Raw genomic sequence first — 15622 nt, 5'->3', positions numbered from 1 at the left:
AAAGCCCCCTTATTTTTTACGATTTTTTATACGTCGTTCTCTCTTTTTAATTTTATCCATTTCCCATTTCATATTGCGCTTATAGCCTGGTTTCACTTTTTTAGGCTTGCGAACCATGGATTTCGCTTTTGCATCAATCTCATTTTCATTTTTTGTACGATTTTTACGAGCATGTCTTTCCTTTAAATCTGACCATTCTCCATTTATAACGTCTTTGTGTACTAACGGTATACCCATTTTTTCAATGCGGACTAAAGCATCTTCATCCGAAGGTTCATATAATGTAATTGCAATACCAGTCAATCCAGCACGTGCTGTTCTTCCTACACGATGAACGAAAAACTCTAGATCGTCGGGTATTTCATAGTTAATCACATGACTAACACCAGGAATATCGATTCCACGAGCAGCAAGATCTGTTGCGACGATGTATTGATATTCAAGATCGTGAATCTGTTTCATTACTCGCTTACGATCACGTGGTGATATATCACCATGAATAACTCCTACCTTTACACCGTTTCCTTGTAAATAGTTTGCAACTTCGTCTGCATTTTGCTTTGTGTTAGCGAATATAATAGCTAAGTATGGATTAATTCCTTCCAAAACATCCAATAATCGTTTCTTTCTAGATTTACTACGGACCGGTGTAACAATAAAATCAATACCCTCTGCCACTGGTCGCTTATCACCAATTTTTATATGGATCGGTGAATCCATATACTTTTTCAAAAATGGTTGTAATTTTTCAGGTATCGTAGCTGAGAAAACAAACATCTCTAGTTGTTCTGGCATACGTGAAGCAAATTGATCAATTTCATTGATAAAACCTAAATCAAATGCTAAATCTGCTTCATCTACTACTAAAATGTTAGACGTATGCACTAGCAATGCTTGTTCAACTGTTAAATCACGAATTCGACCTGGAGTACCTACAACAATATGTGGTTGTGTTTTTAGCTTTTCAATAGAACGAGCTTTATCTGTTCCACCAATGAATAATTTAGTTTGGATTTCTGTACCCTCAACTAGCTTATTTAACTCATTATAAATTTGAGTTGCTAGCTCTCTAGTTGGAGATGTAATAATTGCTTGTACATCGTGTTTACTAGCATCTATTTTTTCAACAATTGGGATTAAAAAACTATGTGTTTTTCCTGTTCCTGTATGCGCTTGACCAATCGCACTTTTCCCTTTTAAAACTAAAGGAATCATTTCTTTTTGAATTGGCGTTGGTTCTTGAAAGCCTAGTTTTTCAATTGCATTTTGTAAAAAAGGCTGAAAATTATAATCTGTATATTTGGACATTTGAGTCCCTCCCTCACATTTCTTTATTGTACCACGATTGTACATAAAACGTATAATTTGCATAGAATAGAAGGACTCACTTTGATGAAAGGAGATGATTAAATGCGCTATGAGTCTTTTTATCCGTTCTCACAAACAAGATCAAATTTTAATAGTCCACCACCTGTAAATTCTCCTACCCCAACACAAAATCCATTCGGTTTTGGTATGCCTCCAACTCAACAAGGAGCACAACCAAACAATTTCTTACAAGGAGTTCTCGGAAGCTTCCAGCAAAGAGGATCAGGAGGATTTGGAGGACAGGGTAATTTAGGTGGCCAAGGTGGATTTTCACAAGGCCCGCCTGGAGGAAATAGGACGATGTCGTACTTGCAAACAGCAGATAAATTTTTATCAACAGCTCAACAGCTTACACCTATGGTAAGACAATATGCACCGATGCTCCAAAATGTGCCTGCTCTTTGGAAGCTTTACCGAGGTTTCCAATCTGCTCCTAACTCAACTGCAGCTGCAACAAATGCAAGTTCTGCTGGTCCCCCTTCTATTTCTGGAGCAGCCCGAGCTGCAGCATCTGCAACTACAAATGCAAATCCAACTGGAGCTTCCTTACCTAGAATATTCCAGCCACCAATTTAATGTTTTGAATTCGAGTAAGAGCTCCGTTATAATATGAGTATGCTCGTATTGAAGGGAGTTCTTTCAAAAATGATTGTACAAAAAATTTCGCCAAGAGGATATTGTTATGGGGTTGTTGACGCAATGGTTATTGCACGTAATGCAGCTTTAGATACTTCACTTCCTCGGCCAATATATATTTTAGGAATGATCGTTCATAACAAACATGTAACAGACGCATTTGAACAAGACGGTATTATTACGTTAGATGGTGAAAATCGTTTAGATATTCTCTCCAAAGTGGAAAAAGGAACAGTTATATTTACAGCTCATGGTGTATCTCCAGAAGTTAAAGAGCTAGCACGAAAAAAGGGATTGGTTTCGATTGATGCTACTTGTCCAGATGTGACAGTTACCCATGACTTAATAGAAGAAAAAACGGCTGAAGGCTATGATATTATTTATATAGGAAAAAAAGGTCATCCTGAACCAGAAGGAGCTATTGGAGTAGCACCTACAAAAGTACATCTTGTCCAAACATTGGAGGATATTGAGAACTTACAACTAAAAACAGAGAAACTGCTTGTAACCAATCAAACTACTATGTCTCAATGGGATGTTGTACATTTGATGAAAAAATTAGAAGAAAAATTCCCACATATCGAGGTTCATAAAGAAATTTGCCTTGCTACGCAAGTTAGACAAGAAGCGGTTGCGGAACAAGCTGGAGAAGCAGAGTTATTAATAGTTGTTGGTGATCCAATGAGTAACAACTCTAATAGATTGACTCAAGTTTCGGAGGAGATTGCTGGTACTCCTTCTTACCGTATTGGTGATGTATCAGAACTAAAGCTGGAATGGTTAGAGAATATTAATCACGTGGCAGTGACAGCAGGTGCTTCCACCCCTACTCCAATAGTTAAAGAAGTGATTCAGTTTTTAGAAAAATATGATCCAAATGATCCTTCTACTCACGATACAACAAAGAAGGTATTACCTGAAAAAATTCTACCGAAGATTAAAGTTCCTAAACCAGTAGTTCGTATTGAGCCACACCCAATATCTGAGTAAATATGAAGGGGCTGTCCTGAAAGTCATAAAAAATGACTTTTAAGGGCACCTCTTTCTTCTTAGCTTCTAATTAAAAGTGCGATAGATTTCCGTTCCAGGCGGACGCGTTCCGCCGGCATGGCTTCAGCCGCTTCCCTTGCTCCTGCGCAAAGCTCGTCGCAAAAATTAATTTCGCTACGCTCAGTCCAGGGTCTTCAGCTCATGCACCTGACGCTTCGCTTTCGGTGCAGCAAACATTTGCTATTCCGGCTGGAGTCGCCACCTTCCACTCCACTCAACTATTATCCGCTTTTCATTTAGAAAACCATTATGCCATTAATAGAGAAAGTTTTTATCACTTAAATTTTTTCAATTAGCATTTAAGAAAATCGTTGAAAAAGACGACACTCCTGCGAGAATAGCGTTAGCCGATGACCCCGCAGCACAGCGAGGAGGCTAAGGCAACGCCCGCGGAAAGGGAGCCGTTTCAACGATTTTCTTATTTATCGGACGACATTATTTAGTAAAGATTCTATAGACTTTTTCAGTTTCCTCCTCGGTTTCCCGCAGGGGTCGCCGCCTTTCACTCCAATCAATTACTTCACTCAATCAACAATATTTGATGGAAACACAAAAGCAGAAGGAGAAAAACGAGTCGTTTTTCTCCTTCTGCTTTTATTTTAGAGACTTGTTGGACAGGCCCTTCTATTATATAAGTTGAAATGGTTCGGTCGAAATTTTCGAAGGGATAAATTCAACTAAAAATTGTTTATTTTTACAAACTGTTTTCATATAATCTGAAACACCTGTTTTCATAATTTGCTCTATGTGATGCCCGGGATCAATTACTGCAAGATTGATTGCTTCAGCATCTTGTGCAACATGAAAGTATAAATCACCTGTAATAAATACATCAGCACCAGCTCTTTTGGCAGCGTGAATATATTTATTCCCATCTCCCCCTAGAACAGCAACCTTATGAACATTACTATCTAATTTTCCTACGACACGTACAAATGGAACTTGAAGTTGGACTTTTACCGTTTTAGCATAATCTGCAAGGCTAACTTGCTGTGGTAATTCACCAATTCTTCCTAGACCTTTTTCATTCACCTCTGACTCTAGTTGGAACAAGTCATACGCAGGTTCTTCATACGGATGTGAGGAAAGTAAAGCTTTTAATACTCGGTTTTTTATAGAAATCGGAAATACAACTTCTATTTTATCTTCTTCTACAATCGATAGCTTATTGGCTTGTCCTATATATGGATCTGCATCTTCAGTCGGTTTAAACCTTCCTTCTCCAGCAGATGTAAAACTACAATTTGTATAATCTCCAATTTCTCCTGCCCCTGCATTTCCTAAGGCAACTCTAACTTGTTCAGTAGATTCTTTAGGGGTAAATACAGCTAACTTCATTAAATGTTCCGAAGCTGTTTTTTCTAAAATTTGTACATTTTTTAATTGTAATCTATCAGCTAAAAGATCATTTACTCCTCCCGAGGCTATATCTAAATTAGTGTGTGCTGCATAAACAGCGATATTATGCTTGATCAGCTTTTCTATTAGACTTCCTTGGGGTAAGTCAGTTCGAACATTTTTTAAACTACGATATATTGGCGGGTGATGGGCAATTATCAATTCACATTGTTTTTCAATTGCTTCATCCACTACTTTTGAGTTTACATCTAATGTAACAAGCACCTTGGAAACAGGTTTATTGAGCGTTCCTATTTGTAGACCGATTGAATCGCCTTCAACTGCAAGAGATTTAGGAGCCCATTGTTCAAATAGAGATATTATTTGTTGACCGTTTGTAGGTTTCACGCTTTCAAAGCCTCCTCTACTAACGCTATTTTATGTTCTAATTCTTCTTTTTTCTGTTTCACTTCTGAAGTTATATTAATTTTATTAAATTGATTTAATATTCGACGCCATTCCGCCATCTCGTTTACCCATTTTTTCGTAAATACAATAGACTTATGATGGATTAAAATAGGACCAATTAATAATTCTTCATCGGTGAGAGTCATCTGTCCTCTTTTCAGTACTAAAATTTCATAAATCTTTCCGTGCTCTTCCAATATTGTTTCGTCTACAATTTTCCAATCATTATTAATGGCCCATTCACGTATAGCCTTCGCGTGAATATTCGGCTGTAAGATTAATTTTTCTACAGTATGGAGTTTATCTTTACCCGCTTCTAAAATAGATGCAATGAGTGGCCCCCCCATTCCTGCGATCGTAACGGTTTGGACACCATCTGTCGGTTGAATCACTTCTAATCCATCACCAAATCGTACATCTATGTGTTCCTCTAATCCTTCACTTTTCACTTGTTTTAGAGCTGATTCAAACGGCCCTTTTACTACTTCCCCAGCAATTGCTTGTGTAATTATTCCAGAGTGCACTAAATAACATGGTAAATAAGCATGGTCACTTCCAATATCCGCTACTATAGAATTTTCTTCAACAAATGAAGCTACTGTTTTTAATCGTTCAGATAAATTTTTTGCATTCAATATAAACACCTCTGCCAACCATTATATCAAAAATTGAAAAAGACCTCGATTCTTTTAAAGAATCTGAGGTCTTTTTAAAAATATTATTATTCACCTAAAGATTTAACCCATGCCGCCATAGCGTCAAGATTTTCTTCTGGAACTAGTCCACCAGGCATAGCGCCCTTACCATTAGCTAAAACATCTTTAATCTCATCTTCAGATAATTTTGTAGCTACTAGAGAAGGGAAAGCTCCTTGTCCTTCATAACTGTTACCATGACAACCGATACATTTTCCTTGAGCAAGAGCTTCCGGATCAAAGTTACCAGCTGCTGCTTCCTCGCCACCTTCAGCAGCACCTTCTTCACCGCCTTCAGCATGTTCTGAAGCAATTTCTTCTTTGTTATTTACGCCTTCAATAGATAAGAAGAAAATTAGACCAATACCAAATGCCATTATTAAGATAAATGGAATAATTGGATTCTTTTTCATTAGTTAACCCTCCCTCTTGATACATTCATTCTAATATAGAATTAGTCAACACTAATATTGTACTGCATTCTAAGGAAAACGAAAAGTCTAAAAGAGGAAGTTTTCTTTCTTTGTGACAATTTAGACATAAATTCGACTTAGCAACCAATATGTCTAGCTATAACCATACGCTGAACTTCTGAAGTACCTTCGCCGATTTCTAGAAGTTTTGCATCTCTCATATATCGTTCAACTTCATATTCTTTCATATATCCATAACCACCGTGAATTTGTATTGCTTCGTCTGCTACTTCCATTGCAATTTCCGAAGCATATAATTTACACATAGATGCTTCTTTACTGAATGCTCTACCTTGATCTTTTAACCATGCAGCTTTATGAACCATAGTTCTAGCTAACTCTATTTTCATAGCCATATCTGCTAATTTAAACTGAGTTATTTGAAACTCAGATAATGTTTTACCAAATTGCTTACGTTCTTTTGAATAACGAAGCGCACGATCAAAAGCTGCTTGCGCGATACCTACCGCCATAGCTCCAATTCCAATTCTCCCACCATCAAGTGTAACTAAGAACTGTCTGAAACCATTTCCTCGTTTACCAAGTAAATTCTCTTGTGGAACTCGAACGTTTTCTAAAACTAATTCAGTAGTGTTAGAAGCATTTAATCCCATTTTTTCATAATTATCGATCACGGAGAAGCCCTCAGCATCTGTTGGAACAATAATAGCTGAAATTTCCTTTTTACCATCTTTTACATCAGTAATAGCAGTTAATGCTAGATGTTTCGCATAACTTGCATTTGTGATAAAAGCTTTATTTCCATTAATTACGAAGTCATTACCATCTTCTTTTGCTGTAGTTTGTGTTCCACCAGCATCGGAGCCTGCATTAGGCTCTGTTAAACCAAAAGCACCGAATGATTCGCCAGTACATACTGGAACTAAATATTTTTGCTTTTGCTCATCAGTTCCAAAAAGATTTAAAGGAGCCCCACCTAATGAAATATGAGCTGAATAAGTGATACCTGTAGAAGCGCATGCACGACTTAATTCTTCTGTTACGATGGCAAAACTAACTGTATCTGCTCCTGCCCCTCCATATTCTTCAGGAAACGGTAAGCCCATCATCCCCATGTCGGCTAACTGTTTGAAGATTTCTTTTGGGAACTCTTTTGTTTTGTCTCGCAGGATAGCACCTGGAGCAACAACTTCGTCCGCAAATTCACGTATCGTTTTGCGAATCATTTGTTGTTCTTGTGTTAAATCAAAATTCATTTCTCCATCCCCTTTGTAAATAAAAACGCTTACATTCTTATTATACTAAAAATAAAATAAATTCACACGGAAAATAAAAAATCTACTATTACTTTCCTATAAAAAGGACTGTAACAGTAGATTTCTTAAGGTTTTATACTTTTACATAAATAGACTATGAATCAATACAACTGCAAGACCGACAATAATAGTATGACATATTTATTATTCATAAAAAAATGCCGGCTGGTTTAACATACCAGCTGACATTGTAAATACTAAAAATAATATCGAAACATATAAAACAATATAAATGCAATTCCTATTACTCCAGAAATGCTAAAATACACTAGTTTAAGCAGCAAACCAGAAAAAAGCCAAATCAAACAATTACCAATGATTAAGCCTATTAATACTGAAGGATATTCAACAAAATAGACATCCCATACTTTAAAAGAGGCACCTAACAATAAAAGAGCAGAGCAAACCATTAATATCGGTGTCATAATAGATTTGTTTTTCGCTAATTTAAAACCTATGTATAAAAAAGAAACTATAACAATGCCTGCTAGAATAATAGGGATAAATGCTAATGTCGTAAACAATGTTAAAGAAACTATTAAAATAAAAGTAATTATAGCTAAAGTGGAATAAGCTAGTCGTCTCTTACCTTTTTCTTTTGCTAGTACTGCTTTAGTTGATTTCTCCTTTACTTCCGATTCTCCATCTTCCCCTTGTGCATATAGGGCAGTTAGGAAGTCGCAATAATGTTCAGGAAGCAGTTTATTTTGTTTCCAAAATGCTATTTCATTCAAAATTATTTGCTTACGTTGAAGTGACATTATTCGGCCTCATTTCACATGCAATTATTTCTATTATAACATTGTCAAAGCCTAGAAAAAAAGACATCCTTTATATAAGGATGTCTTTAAATTATTCTAAGAAATCTTTTAGACGCTTGCTTCTAGATGGATGGCGTAGTTTTCGTAATGCTTTCGCTTCAATTTGACGAATACGCTCTCTCGTAACGCCAAATACTTTCCCTACTTCCTCCAATGTTCTCGTACGGCCATCGTCTAGCCCAAAACGTAAACGTAGAACATTTTCTTCTCTGTCTGTCAGCGTATCTAATACGTCTTCTAATTGCTCTTTTAATAGTTCATACGCTGCATGATCCGAAGGAGATTGAGCATCTGCATCCTCAATAAAATCACCTAAATGTGAATCATCCTCTTCCCCAATAGGAGTTTCTAAGGAAACCGGTTCTTGTGCAATTTTTAATATTTCTCGGACTTTTTCTGGAGGTAAATCCATTTCTTCTCCTATTTCTTCTGGAGATGGTTCACGTCCCAAATCTTGCAGTAATTGACGTTGTACTCGAATCAACTTATTGATCGTTTCCACCATATGCACTGGAATACGAATTGTTCTTGCTTGGTCTGCTATTGCACGTGTAATTGCTTGTCTAATCCACCAAGTAGCATACGTACTAAATTTGAATCCTTTTCTATGGTCAAATTTTTCTACTGCTTTAATAAGACCCATATTTCCTTCTTGGATTAAATCTAAGAATAGCATCCCTCGTCCAACATAACGTTTAGCAATACTAACAACCAGTCGAAGGTTTGCTTCCGCTAGACGTTTTCTAGCTTCTTCATCTCCTTGCTCGATACGTTCAGCAAGTGCTATTTCCTCTGATGCTTTAAGTAGATCCACACGACCAATTTCTTTTAAGTACATACGTACTGGGTCATTGATTTTAACACCAGGAGGAACACTTAAATCGTTTAAGTCGAAAGTTTCTTCTTCTTTCCCCTTCATCAAACGATCTAAATCTTCTTCATCTCCGTCTTTACGACTAAGCTCAATTTCTTTTCCTTCCAAATCATCTATAAATTCTTCAATTTGATCGGATTCTAATTCGAAGTGAGCGAGCTTCTCAGCGATATCATGATAGGTTAATTCACCATTTTTTTTACCTAATTCAATTAGTTGTTTTTTTGCTTCTTCTAATGAGATTTCAATTTCAGTTTCTTTTGTACGTTCAGACTTGTCCGCCATAAGAATTTCCTCCTTTTGCTACCGGTTTATTTCTCAAAAGCCGCTAATGATTTTTTTAACTGGATAGCTTCCTGAGCAAGTTGTAGAGCCTTGACCATATCAGTCATTTTCTCTGCTTCTTTTGCTTCGTGTAGCTTTTGTTCTATTTGCTGCTCTACCCGGTATTTTCTAATATGGCGCAAACAGTCCATGACTTCCTCTTTTTCATGATCTGGATCACGTTCTGAGAGCGCTGCTTCCATAACTATATTTCTAATATCTGCATCATTTATTACTTCTAAAAATCGTTGAAAATCTCCTTCTGGATAATCTTCATAAAATCCTGTTAACCTTACATAAGCAGCCTCATACACATCTCGAATGAAGCATTGCTCACCATTTATACTTCGAGCAATATCAAGTACTTGTGAATTATGAAGCATATGGGAAAGTAAAATTCTTTCCGCTCGTTCATCCGCTGATAAAGTTTTTTTCTTTTTCTTCATCTCTGGATTCACTTGAAGAGATACAGGATGTTGATCTTTCGATTGCTTTGCTTTATTACCTTGTAGTTTTCTAAGATGTTGATAAATTGCTTCCTCAGAAACGTTCGTTTCCTGCGAAAGCTGTCGAATATATAAATCACGTTCTACAGAAGAATTTCTTTCACTCAGTATTTCCAAAATTTCTTGAATATACTGCAAAGTATCATTTTCATTATTAAAGTTCTTGTCTCTTTTGGAGACAATCATCATAAAAGATAAGTAGGAATGCGGTTTTTCTATAATTTTCGTTCTGAATGCTTCTTCCCCATAGTTTTTAATATAATCGTCTGGATCCATAGCATCAGGAATTATTGCGACTTCCGTTTGAATATTTTGAGCTTGTAAAGCAGATGCTGCTCTTTTAGCTGCCTCCATACCAGCTTTGTCGCCGTCATAACAAAGCGTCACATTGGATGTTAATCTATTTAGCTTTAATATATGTTGTGACGTCAAAGCAGTACCCATTGTTGCAACACCATTAGTTATACCCGCTTTTGATGCAGCTATAACATCTAAAAATCCTTCAAAGACAATAACATTGCGCTGCTTTCTTATATCTAGTCTGGCTTTATCTAAATTATAAAGTACTTGGCTTTTTTGAAATATGGGAGACTCAGGACTATTTAAATATTTTGCTTCATTTTCTGATTTATGAAGAACTCTCCCAGAGAAAGCAATAACATTACCACCTTCATCAAACACTGGAAACATAATTCTCCCTCGAAAACGATCAAAATACTTTAGTTCATTTTCTTTTCGGATAATGAGCCCAGTTTTCTCAATTTCTTGTAAATCCATACCTTTACGTTCTAAAAGCGTAGTAAGAGCATCCCAACTTGTAAGGGACCAGCCAATTTTGTACTTTTCAATGATTTCCTTTGAAAACCCTCTTTCCTCTAGGTAATTTAATGCATCTTCCCCTTCCACGGTATGAAGTAATAAATGATGAAAATAATCACTTGCAAACTCATGTGCTTTTTTCATAATTGTTACTTCTTTTGAGACTGGGGCTTTTACTTCTGAACTATCAGAGGAACTTTCTTCTATCGTTAATCCAATTCGACTTCCGAGTTTACTTACTGCATCCTGGAACGATAGATTTTCGATATCCATTACAAAAGTTATAACATTACCACCTGCACCACATCCAAAACAGTGAAATATTTGTTTTTCCTGTGTTACAGAGAAAGATGGTGTTTGTTCGCCATGAAAAGGACATAACCCAAAATAGTTTCTCCCTCTTTTCGTAAGCTGAACATATTCGCTTACTACATCGACAATATCATTGTTATTCCTAACTTGTTCGATAATCTCTTCTTCTATACGATTTGTCATTATTTCACCATCTTTACTTGCTATTTAACTTAATTCGAGAGAATCAATAAAATTCCTGCAAGAATCGACAAAATAATTCATAAAAAAAGTTTCATAGAGAATTAATTCTTTTTTCCACAAATAACAATTATAAAACAATTATTCATATTTATCTATTACTTTATTCGATAGACAATACAAAAAAACCTTTTCACAAAACGTGAATCGGTTTTATTTCTTATAATTTATTTTTGTTGAGTATGATTAATGACTTCATTTGCTGTTTCTTCTACAGCTCTATTCGTAACATCAATCACTCTGCAGCCTATTTTTTTAACAATCTTCTCAAAATGTTTTATTTCTTCATTTATACGTTCTATTTTAGCATAACTAGCATCATCATTTAAACCAATTGCGATTAATCTTTCTTTTCGAATGGTATTTAACTTCTCAGGTGTAATTACCAAACCAAAGCATTTATTTGGATCAACTAAAAATAATTCTTCTGGTGGCTCTACTTCAGGAACTAGCGGAACATTTGCCACTTTGTATCTTTTATGTGCTAGATATTGAGATAAAGGTGTTTTAGAAGTTCTTGAAACGCCTATCAAAACTATATCTGCTTGTAATAAGCCTCTCGGGTCTCTTCCATCGTCGTACTTCACTGCAAACTCAATAGCTTCAATTTTTTTAAAGTAGTCCTCATCTAGTTTCCTAACTAACCCTGGCTCTTCAAAAGGTTTTTCGTTCAGGTTTTTTTCCAGTAATTGAATAACAGGGCCAATTAAATCAACTGAGTCGAGTTGATACTCATTACAATATTGTATCAATGCATCACGCATCTCTTTTTGAACAAGCGTATATAAAATTATCGCATCTTGTTCTTTTGCAAGTTCAGTAATTTCTTTAATATGATCCAATGAATCAATATGAGTAAATCTTTTCAACTTTGTATGTTGAAGGCCAGGCCTAAATTGGCTAACTGCAGCTTTCGCAACTAATTCACCAGTTTCTCCAATAGAATCTGAGATAATAAATAGGTTAAGCATTTTCATAGTTTTCCCCCTCACAGATCATGGTCATCGGCTAATGATAGGAAAGCACGCGTGATATTCGTCTTCGTAATTCTTCCAACTACCTCTAAACCATCTTTTCTTTCTCTTATTACAGGTAAAGAATCAATTTGTCTGCTCATCAATTTTTTTGCTACATCTATAATCGTGTCTTCTTTTAAGCAGTACGTAATATTTGGCATTCTTGTCATAATCATATGTACCGGAATTTTATTTAAATCCTGATTTCCTATACTCGTTCGTAGAAAATCTTTTCTAGAGAGTACCCCAGATAAAAGTGAATTTTTATCTACTACGAATAGGGAACCTACATCTTCTAAAAACATATGACATATCGCATCATATACCGTCATGCTCTCTTCTACTACGACTGGTATGGATTGAAAATCCTTTACAAGCATTTGTGCAATATTATCGGATATAGCTTGACTTGTTTTCTTACCTGAGTAAAAATAACCAACTCGCGGACGAGCATCTAGAAAGCCTGCCATCGTTAAAATTGCAAGGTCCGGTCTTAATGTAGACCGAGTTAAATGAAGTCTTTCTGCAATTTGTTCACCTGTAATGGGGCCGTTTCCTTTTACAATGTCCAAAATCTCGTTTTGCCGTTTGTTGAGTTCGATTGGACTCACCGCCTCAAAGTGTTATACTTAATACTTATTAATTATATACGATAATGTCTTTTATTGCGAAGAAAACTGGCTCATGTTACAATATCAACAAATAATAAAGCGTTGAAGAGCATTATAAGTACTGTAGAGATAGCGAGTGGTGATGGTGAAAGTCCACAATACAGGAAAAGGCAGCTTGGAGCTTATGCTTTTAAAGAGGATTGTAATTACAATCAATCGGGGTGGAACCGCGGGTATAAAACTCGTCCCCGGGCTATAATGGCCCGGAGACGAGTTTTTTTGCATTTACACCAAAAAAGCATTAAGAAAAATGGAGGTTATGAAATGGCATTTTCAATGGAAGAAGTAGTAAGCTTAGCTAAGCAAAGAGGGTTTGTATTTCCCGGATCAGAAATTTACGGTGGACTTGCAAACACTTGGGATTACGGTCCACTCGGTGTTGAGCTTAAAAACAACATTAAAAAAGCTTGGTGGAAGAAATTTGTCCAAGAATCACCTTACAATGTAGGATTAGATGCAGCTATATTAATGAATCCAAAAACTTGGGTAGCTTCAGGTCATATTGGTAACTTTAATGACCCGATGATTGACTGTAAAAAATGTAAATCACGTCATCGCGTAGATAAAATTATTGAAGATGCACTTGATAAAAAAGGAATCGAAATGGTTGTAGACGGCCTATCTTTTGAAAAAATGGGAGAAATCATGAAGGAACACGAGATTGTTTGTCCAACATGTGGCGCTTTCGACTATACTGAAATCCGTCAATTCAACTTAATGTTCAAAACGTTCCAAGGTGTGACGGAATCATCTACAAATGAAATCTATTTACGTCCAGAAACAGCACAAGGTATTTTTGTAAATTACAAAAACGTGCAGCGTTCTATGCGTAAAAAAATGCCTTTCGGTATCGCACAAGTAGGTAAAAGTTTCCGTAACGAAATTACACCTGGTAACTTCACTTTCCGTACGAGAGAATTTGAACAAATGGAATTAGAATTCTTCTGTAAACCTGGTGAAGATATGGAATGGTTTGAGTTTTGGCGTAACTACTGCCGTGATTGGTTATTAAATTTAGGTGTGGCTGAAGACAGCATTCGTTTAAGAGACCACTCTGAAGACGAACTTTCTCACTACTCTAACGCGACTACTGATATCGAATATAAATTCCCATTTGGTTGGGGTGAGCTTTGGGGAATCGCTGATAGAACAGACTTCGATTTAAAACAGCATATGGAGCATTCTGGAGAAGATTTTAACTATATTGATCCAATCACGAATGAACGATATGTTCCATATTGTATCGAACCATCTTTAGGAGCAGACCGTGTAACACTTGCGTTCTTATGCGAAGCATTTGATGAGGAGCAATTAGAAGGTGATGATACTCGTACTGTTTTACGATTCCATCCTGCTTTAGCTCCAATTAAAGCAGCGGTTTTACCATTATCTAAAAAATTGTCTGAGGGAGCTACTTCCTTATTCTCAGAATTAAGTAAACACTTCATGGTAGATTATGATGAATCTCAATCAATCGGTAAACGTTACCGCCGCCAAGATGAAATCGGAACACCATTCTGTATCACATATGATTTCGATTCTGAAACAGATGGTCAAGTTACTGTTCGTCACCGCGACTCAATGGAACAAACAAGAATGCCTATTGCAGAAGTTCAATCATATATAGAAAAACAACTACAATTCTAAGTATAAAGAACATTTTTGAAAAGTATAAAATTACCACACGCAAAGAATATAGTTACTAAAAGCCCTACTCTTTAGTAGGGCTTTTTAGGTTTAATACGAAGAACGACGGATCCAGTCGAAAAATCGGGACAGTCATGAGCTTCTACCAGGATCGAAAATCAGCATTGTACAAGAGAAAAAATATTCTTTTATTGACAAGTTGATTTTTGAATTTCATTCATCGTAAAAATACGGATCAATAGAAAATCCAAGTGAAGAAGATTTATTCTTCCTCACTTGGATCTTTTTTTGGTGTATAAAATTCAGGTGTCTTTTCCATTTGGTCCAAGAAGGCCTGTGACTTTAATCGGATGCCTACCTGCTCACTATATATAGTGCGTACAATTTTTTTTATAAATCCCTTGGTCTCTTTTTTAAGCGAAAGCTTCCCGACTTGATCAATTGGTACTGTATAAAAAGTACGGATTAGCTTCACTTGTGAGGGCGTCAGTCTGATAATATAAGGATCGATGGAAAAACAACGATGACATAAAAAACCTATTTGTTGAAATGAAAAGGAAAATTCCCCATCCGTTGCGCCACAATTTGCACATTGATGTAAAACGGGATATATACCAGCTATCGGCAACATCTTCCATTCCACAAATAAACTAATTGCTTCTGGATCATACTCGTCAGAAATGGCTTGTAATGCCTGCTGTAACATGTCAAAAAGTCGTGGTTTTGGTGACTCATCATCGATTAATTTATCCACTAATTCCATTATAAAGCTAGCATAAGCAGTAGTAAAAATGTCTTCTCTTATGGCTCTCATCGAATCGATAATTTCTCCCTGTTGAAGAGTTCCCATTCCCCTACCCTGCTGTACTAGAAAATAAGCATATGTAAAGGGTTGAGAAACGGACGCTAAACGACTAGTAGGCTTTTTAGCTCCACGAGCAAGTGCTGCTCTTTTTCCAAGCTCTCGAGAAAAAATTGTGACGATTTTGTCAGACTCTCCATAAGAAGAAGATCTTAAGACAATCCCTTCAACTTTTTGGAGCAATTGTCTTCCCTTCCTTCTGTGCTTATAAGATTAATTTGATAA

14 protein-coding genes are annotated in these 15622 nt (G+C 36.2%); 3 read left to right on the top strand and 11 right to left on the bottom strand.

Translation table 11 applies throughout. The features are described from left to right. Positions 1-9: 9 nt before the first annotated feature. Positions 10-1308 (bottom strand): DEAD/DEAH box helicase, encoded by a 1299-nt coding sequence (locus AM499_RS03295; protein WP_053588862.1) that lies wholly within the window; start codon positions 1306-1308, stop codon positions 10-12. A gap of 102 nt (positions 1309-1410) precedes the next feature. Between AM499_RS03295 and vrrA the strand changes: the two genes are divergently transcribed. Together vrrA and AM499_RS03285 are read left to right on the top strand one after the other, a co-directional pair. Next, positions 1411-1944, top strand: coding sequence for a VrrA/YqfQ family protein (gene vrrA, locus AM499_RS03290; RefSeq protein ID WP_053588861.1), 534 nt, complete (start codon positions 1411-1413; stop codon positions 1942-1944). A gap of 69 nt (positions 1945-2013) precedes the next feature. Next, the gene (locus tag AM499_RS03285; protein ID WP_053588860.1) at positions 2014-2994 is read left to right on the top strand and encodes a 4-hydroxy-3-methylbut-2-enyl diphosphate reductase; all 981 of its coding nucleotides are present in this window, start codon (positions 2014-2016) and stop codon (positions 2992-2994) included. 687 nt (positions 2995-3681) lie between these two features. Here AM499_RS03285 and AM499_RS03280 read toward each other — a convergent pair. The 9 genes from AM499_RS03280 to AM499_RS03240 all read right to left on the bottom strand — a co-directional run bounded on the left by AM499_RS03280 (position 3682) and on the right by AM499_RS03240 (position 12828). After that, a complete protein-coding gene (locus tag AM499_RS03280) occupies positions 3682-4800 on the bottom strand; it encodes a Nif3-like dinuclear metal center hexameric protein (RefSeq protein WP_053588859.1) in 1119 nt (372 codons plus the stop codon). Continuing rightward, positions 4797-5495, bottom strand: coding sequence for a tRNA (adenine(22)-N(1))-methyltransferase (locus AM499_RS03275; RefSeq protein WP_053588858.1), 699 nt, complete (start codon positions 5493-5495; stop codon positions 4797-4799). The genes AM499_RS03280 and AM499_RS03275 overlap by 4 nt, the downstream gene beginning before the upstream one ends. An 86-nt stretch (positions 5496-5581) precedes the next feature. Beyond that, on the bottom strand, positions 5582-5968 hold the full coding sequence (gene cccA, locus AM499_RS03270; RefSeq protein WP_053588857.1) for a cytochrome c550: 387 nt from the start codon (positions 5966-5968) through the stop codon (positions 5582-5584). A 137-nt stretch (positions 5969-6105) separates the two neighbouring features. Beyond that, on the bottom strand, positions 6106-7245 hold the full coding sequence (locus AM499_RS03265; protein WP_053588856.1) for an acyl-CoA dehydrogenase family protein: 1140 nt from the start codon (positions 7243-7245) through the stop codon (positions 6106-6108). A gap of 257 nt (positions 7246-7502) precedes the next feature. Next, positions 7503-8066, bottom strand: coding sequence for a hypothetical protein (locus tag AM499_RS03260; RefSeq protein WP_053588855.1), 564 nt, complete (start codon positions 8064-8066; stop codon positions 7503-7505). 91 nt (positions 8067-8157) lie between these two features. Then, complete coding sequence (gene rpoD / locus AM499_RS03255) at positions 8158-9285, bottom strand: RNA polymerase sigma factor RpoD (RefSeq protein WP_053588854.1); 1128 nt, start codon at positions 9283-9285, stop codon at positions 8158-8160. 26 nt (positions 9286-9311) lie between these two features. Further along, positions 9312-11144: a DNA primase gene (gene dnaG, locus AM499_RS03250; protein WP_053588853.1), complete on the bottom strand. Its 1833-nt coding sequence runs from the start codon at positions 11142-11144 to the stop codon at positions 9312-9314. A 224-nt stretch (positions 11145-11368) separates the two neighbouring features. Further along, the gene (locus tag AM499_RS03245; RefSeq protein WP_053588852.1) at positions 11369-12178 is read right to left on the bottom strand and encodes a pyruvate, water dikinase regulatory protein; all 810 of its coding nucleotides are present in this window, start codon (positions 12176-12178) and stop codon (positions 11369-11371) included. A gap of 11 nt (positions 12179-12189) precedes the next feature. Further along, the gene (locus AM499_RS03240) at positions 12190-12828 is read right to left on the bottom strand and encodes a transcriptional regulator CcpN (RefSeq protein WP_053588851.1); all 639 of its coding nucleotides are present in this window, start codon (positions 12826-12828) and stop codon (positions 12190-12192) included. A 324-nt stretch (positions 12829-13152) separates the two neighbouring features. Here AM499_RS03240 and AM499_RS03235 point away from each other — a divergent pair, with 324 nt between their 5' ends. After that, positions 13153-14535, top strand: coding sequence for a glycine--tRNA ligase (locus tag AM499_RS03235; protein ID WP_053588850.1), 1383 nt, complete (start codon positions 13153-13155; stop codon positions 14533-14535). A 262-nt stretch (positions 14536-14797) separates the two neighbouring features. On the opposite strand, the gene recO is transcribed toward AM499_RS03235, so the two are convergent. Next, positions 14798-15580: a DNA repair protein RecO gene (recO, locus tag AM499_RS03230; protein WP_053588849.1), complete on the bottom strand. Its 783-nt coding sequence runs from the start codon at positions 15578-15580 to the stop codon at positions 14798-14800. Positions 15581-15622: the final 42 nt, after the last annotated feature.

The organism is Bacillus sp. FJAT-22090 (assembly GCF_001278755.1).
In the GTDB taxonomy this organism is placed as follows: Bacteria; Bacillota; Bacilli; order Bacillales_A; family Planococcaceae; genus Psychrobacillus.
The sequence above is the reverse complement of the archived record's forward strand: the minus strand, read 5'-3'. Positions and strand labels throughout refer to the sequence as shown.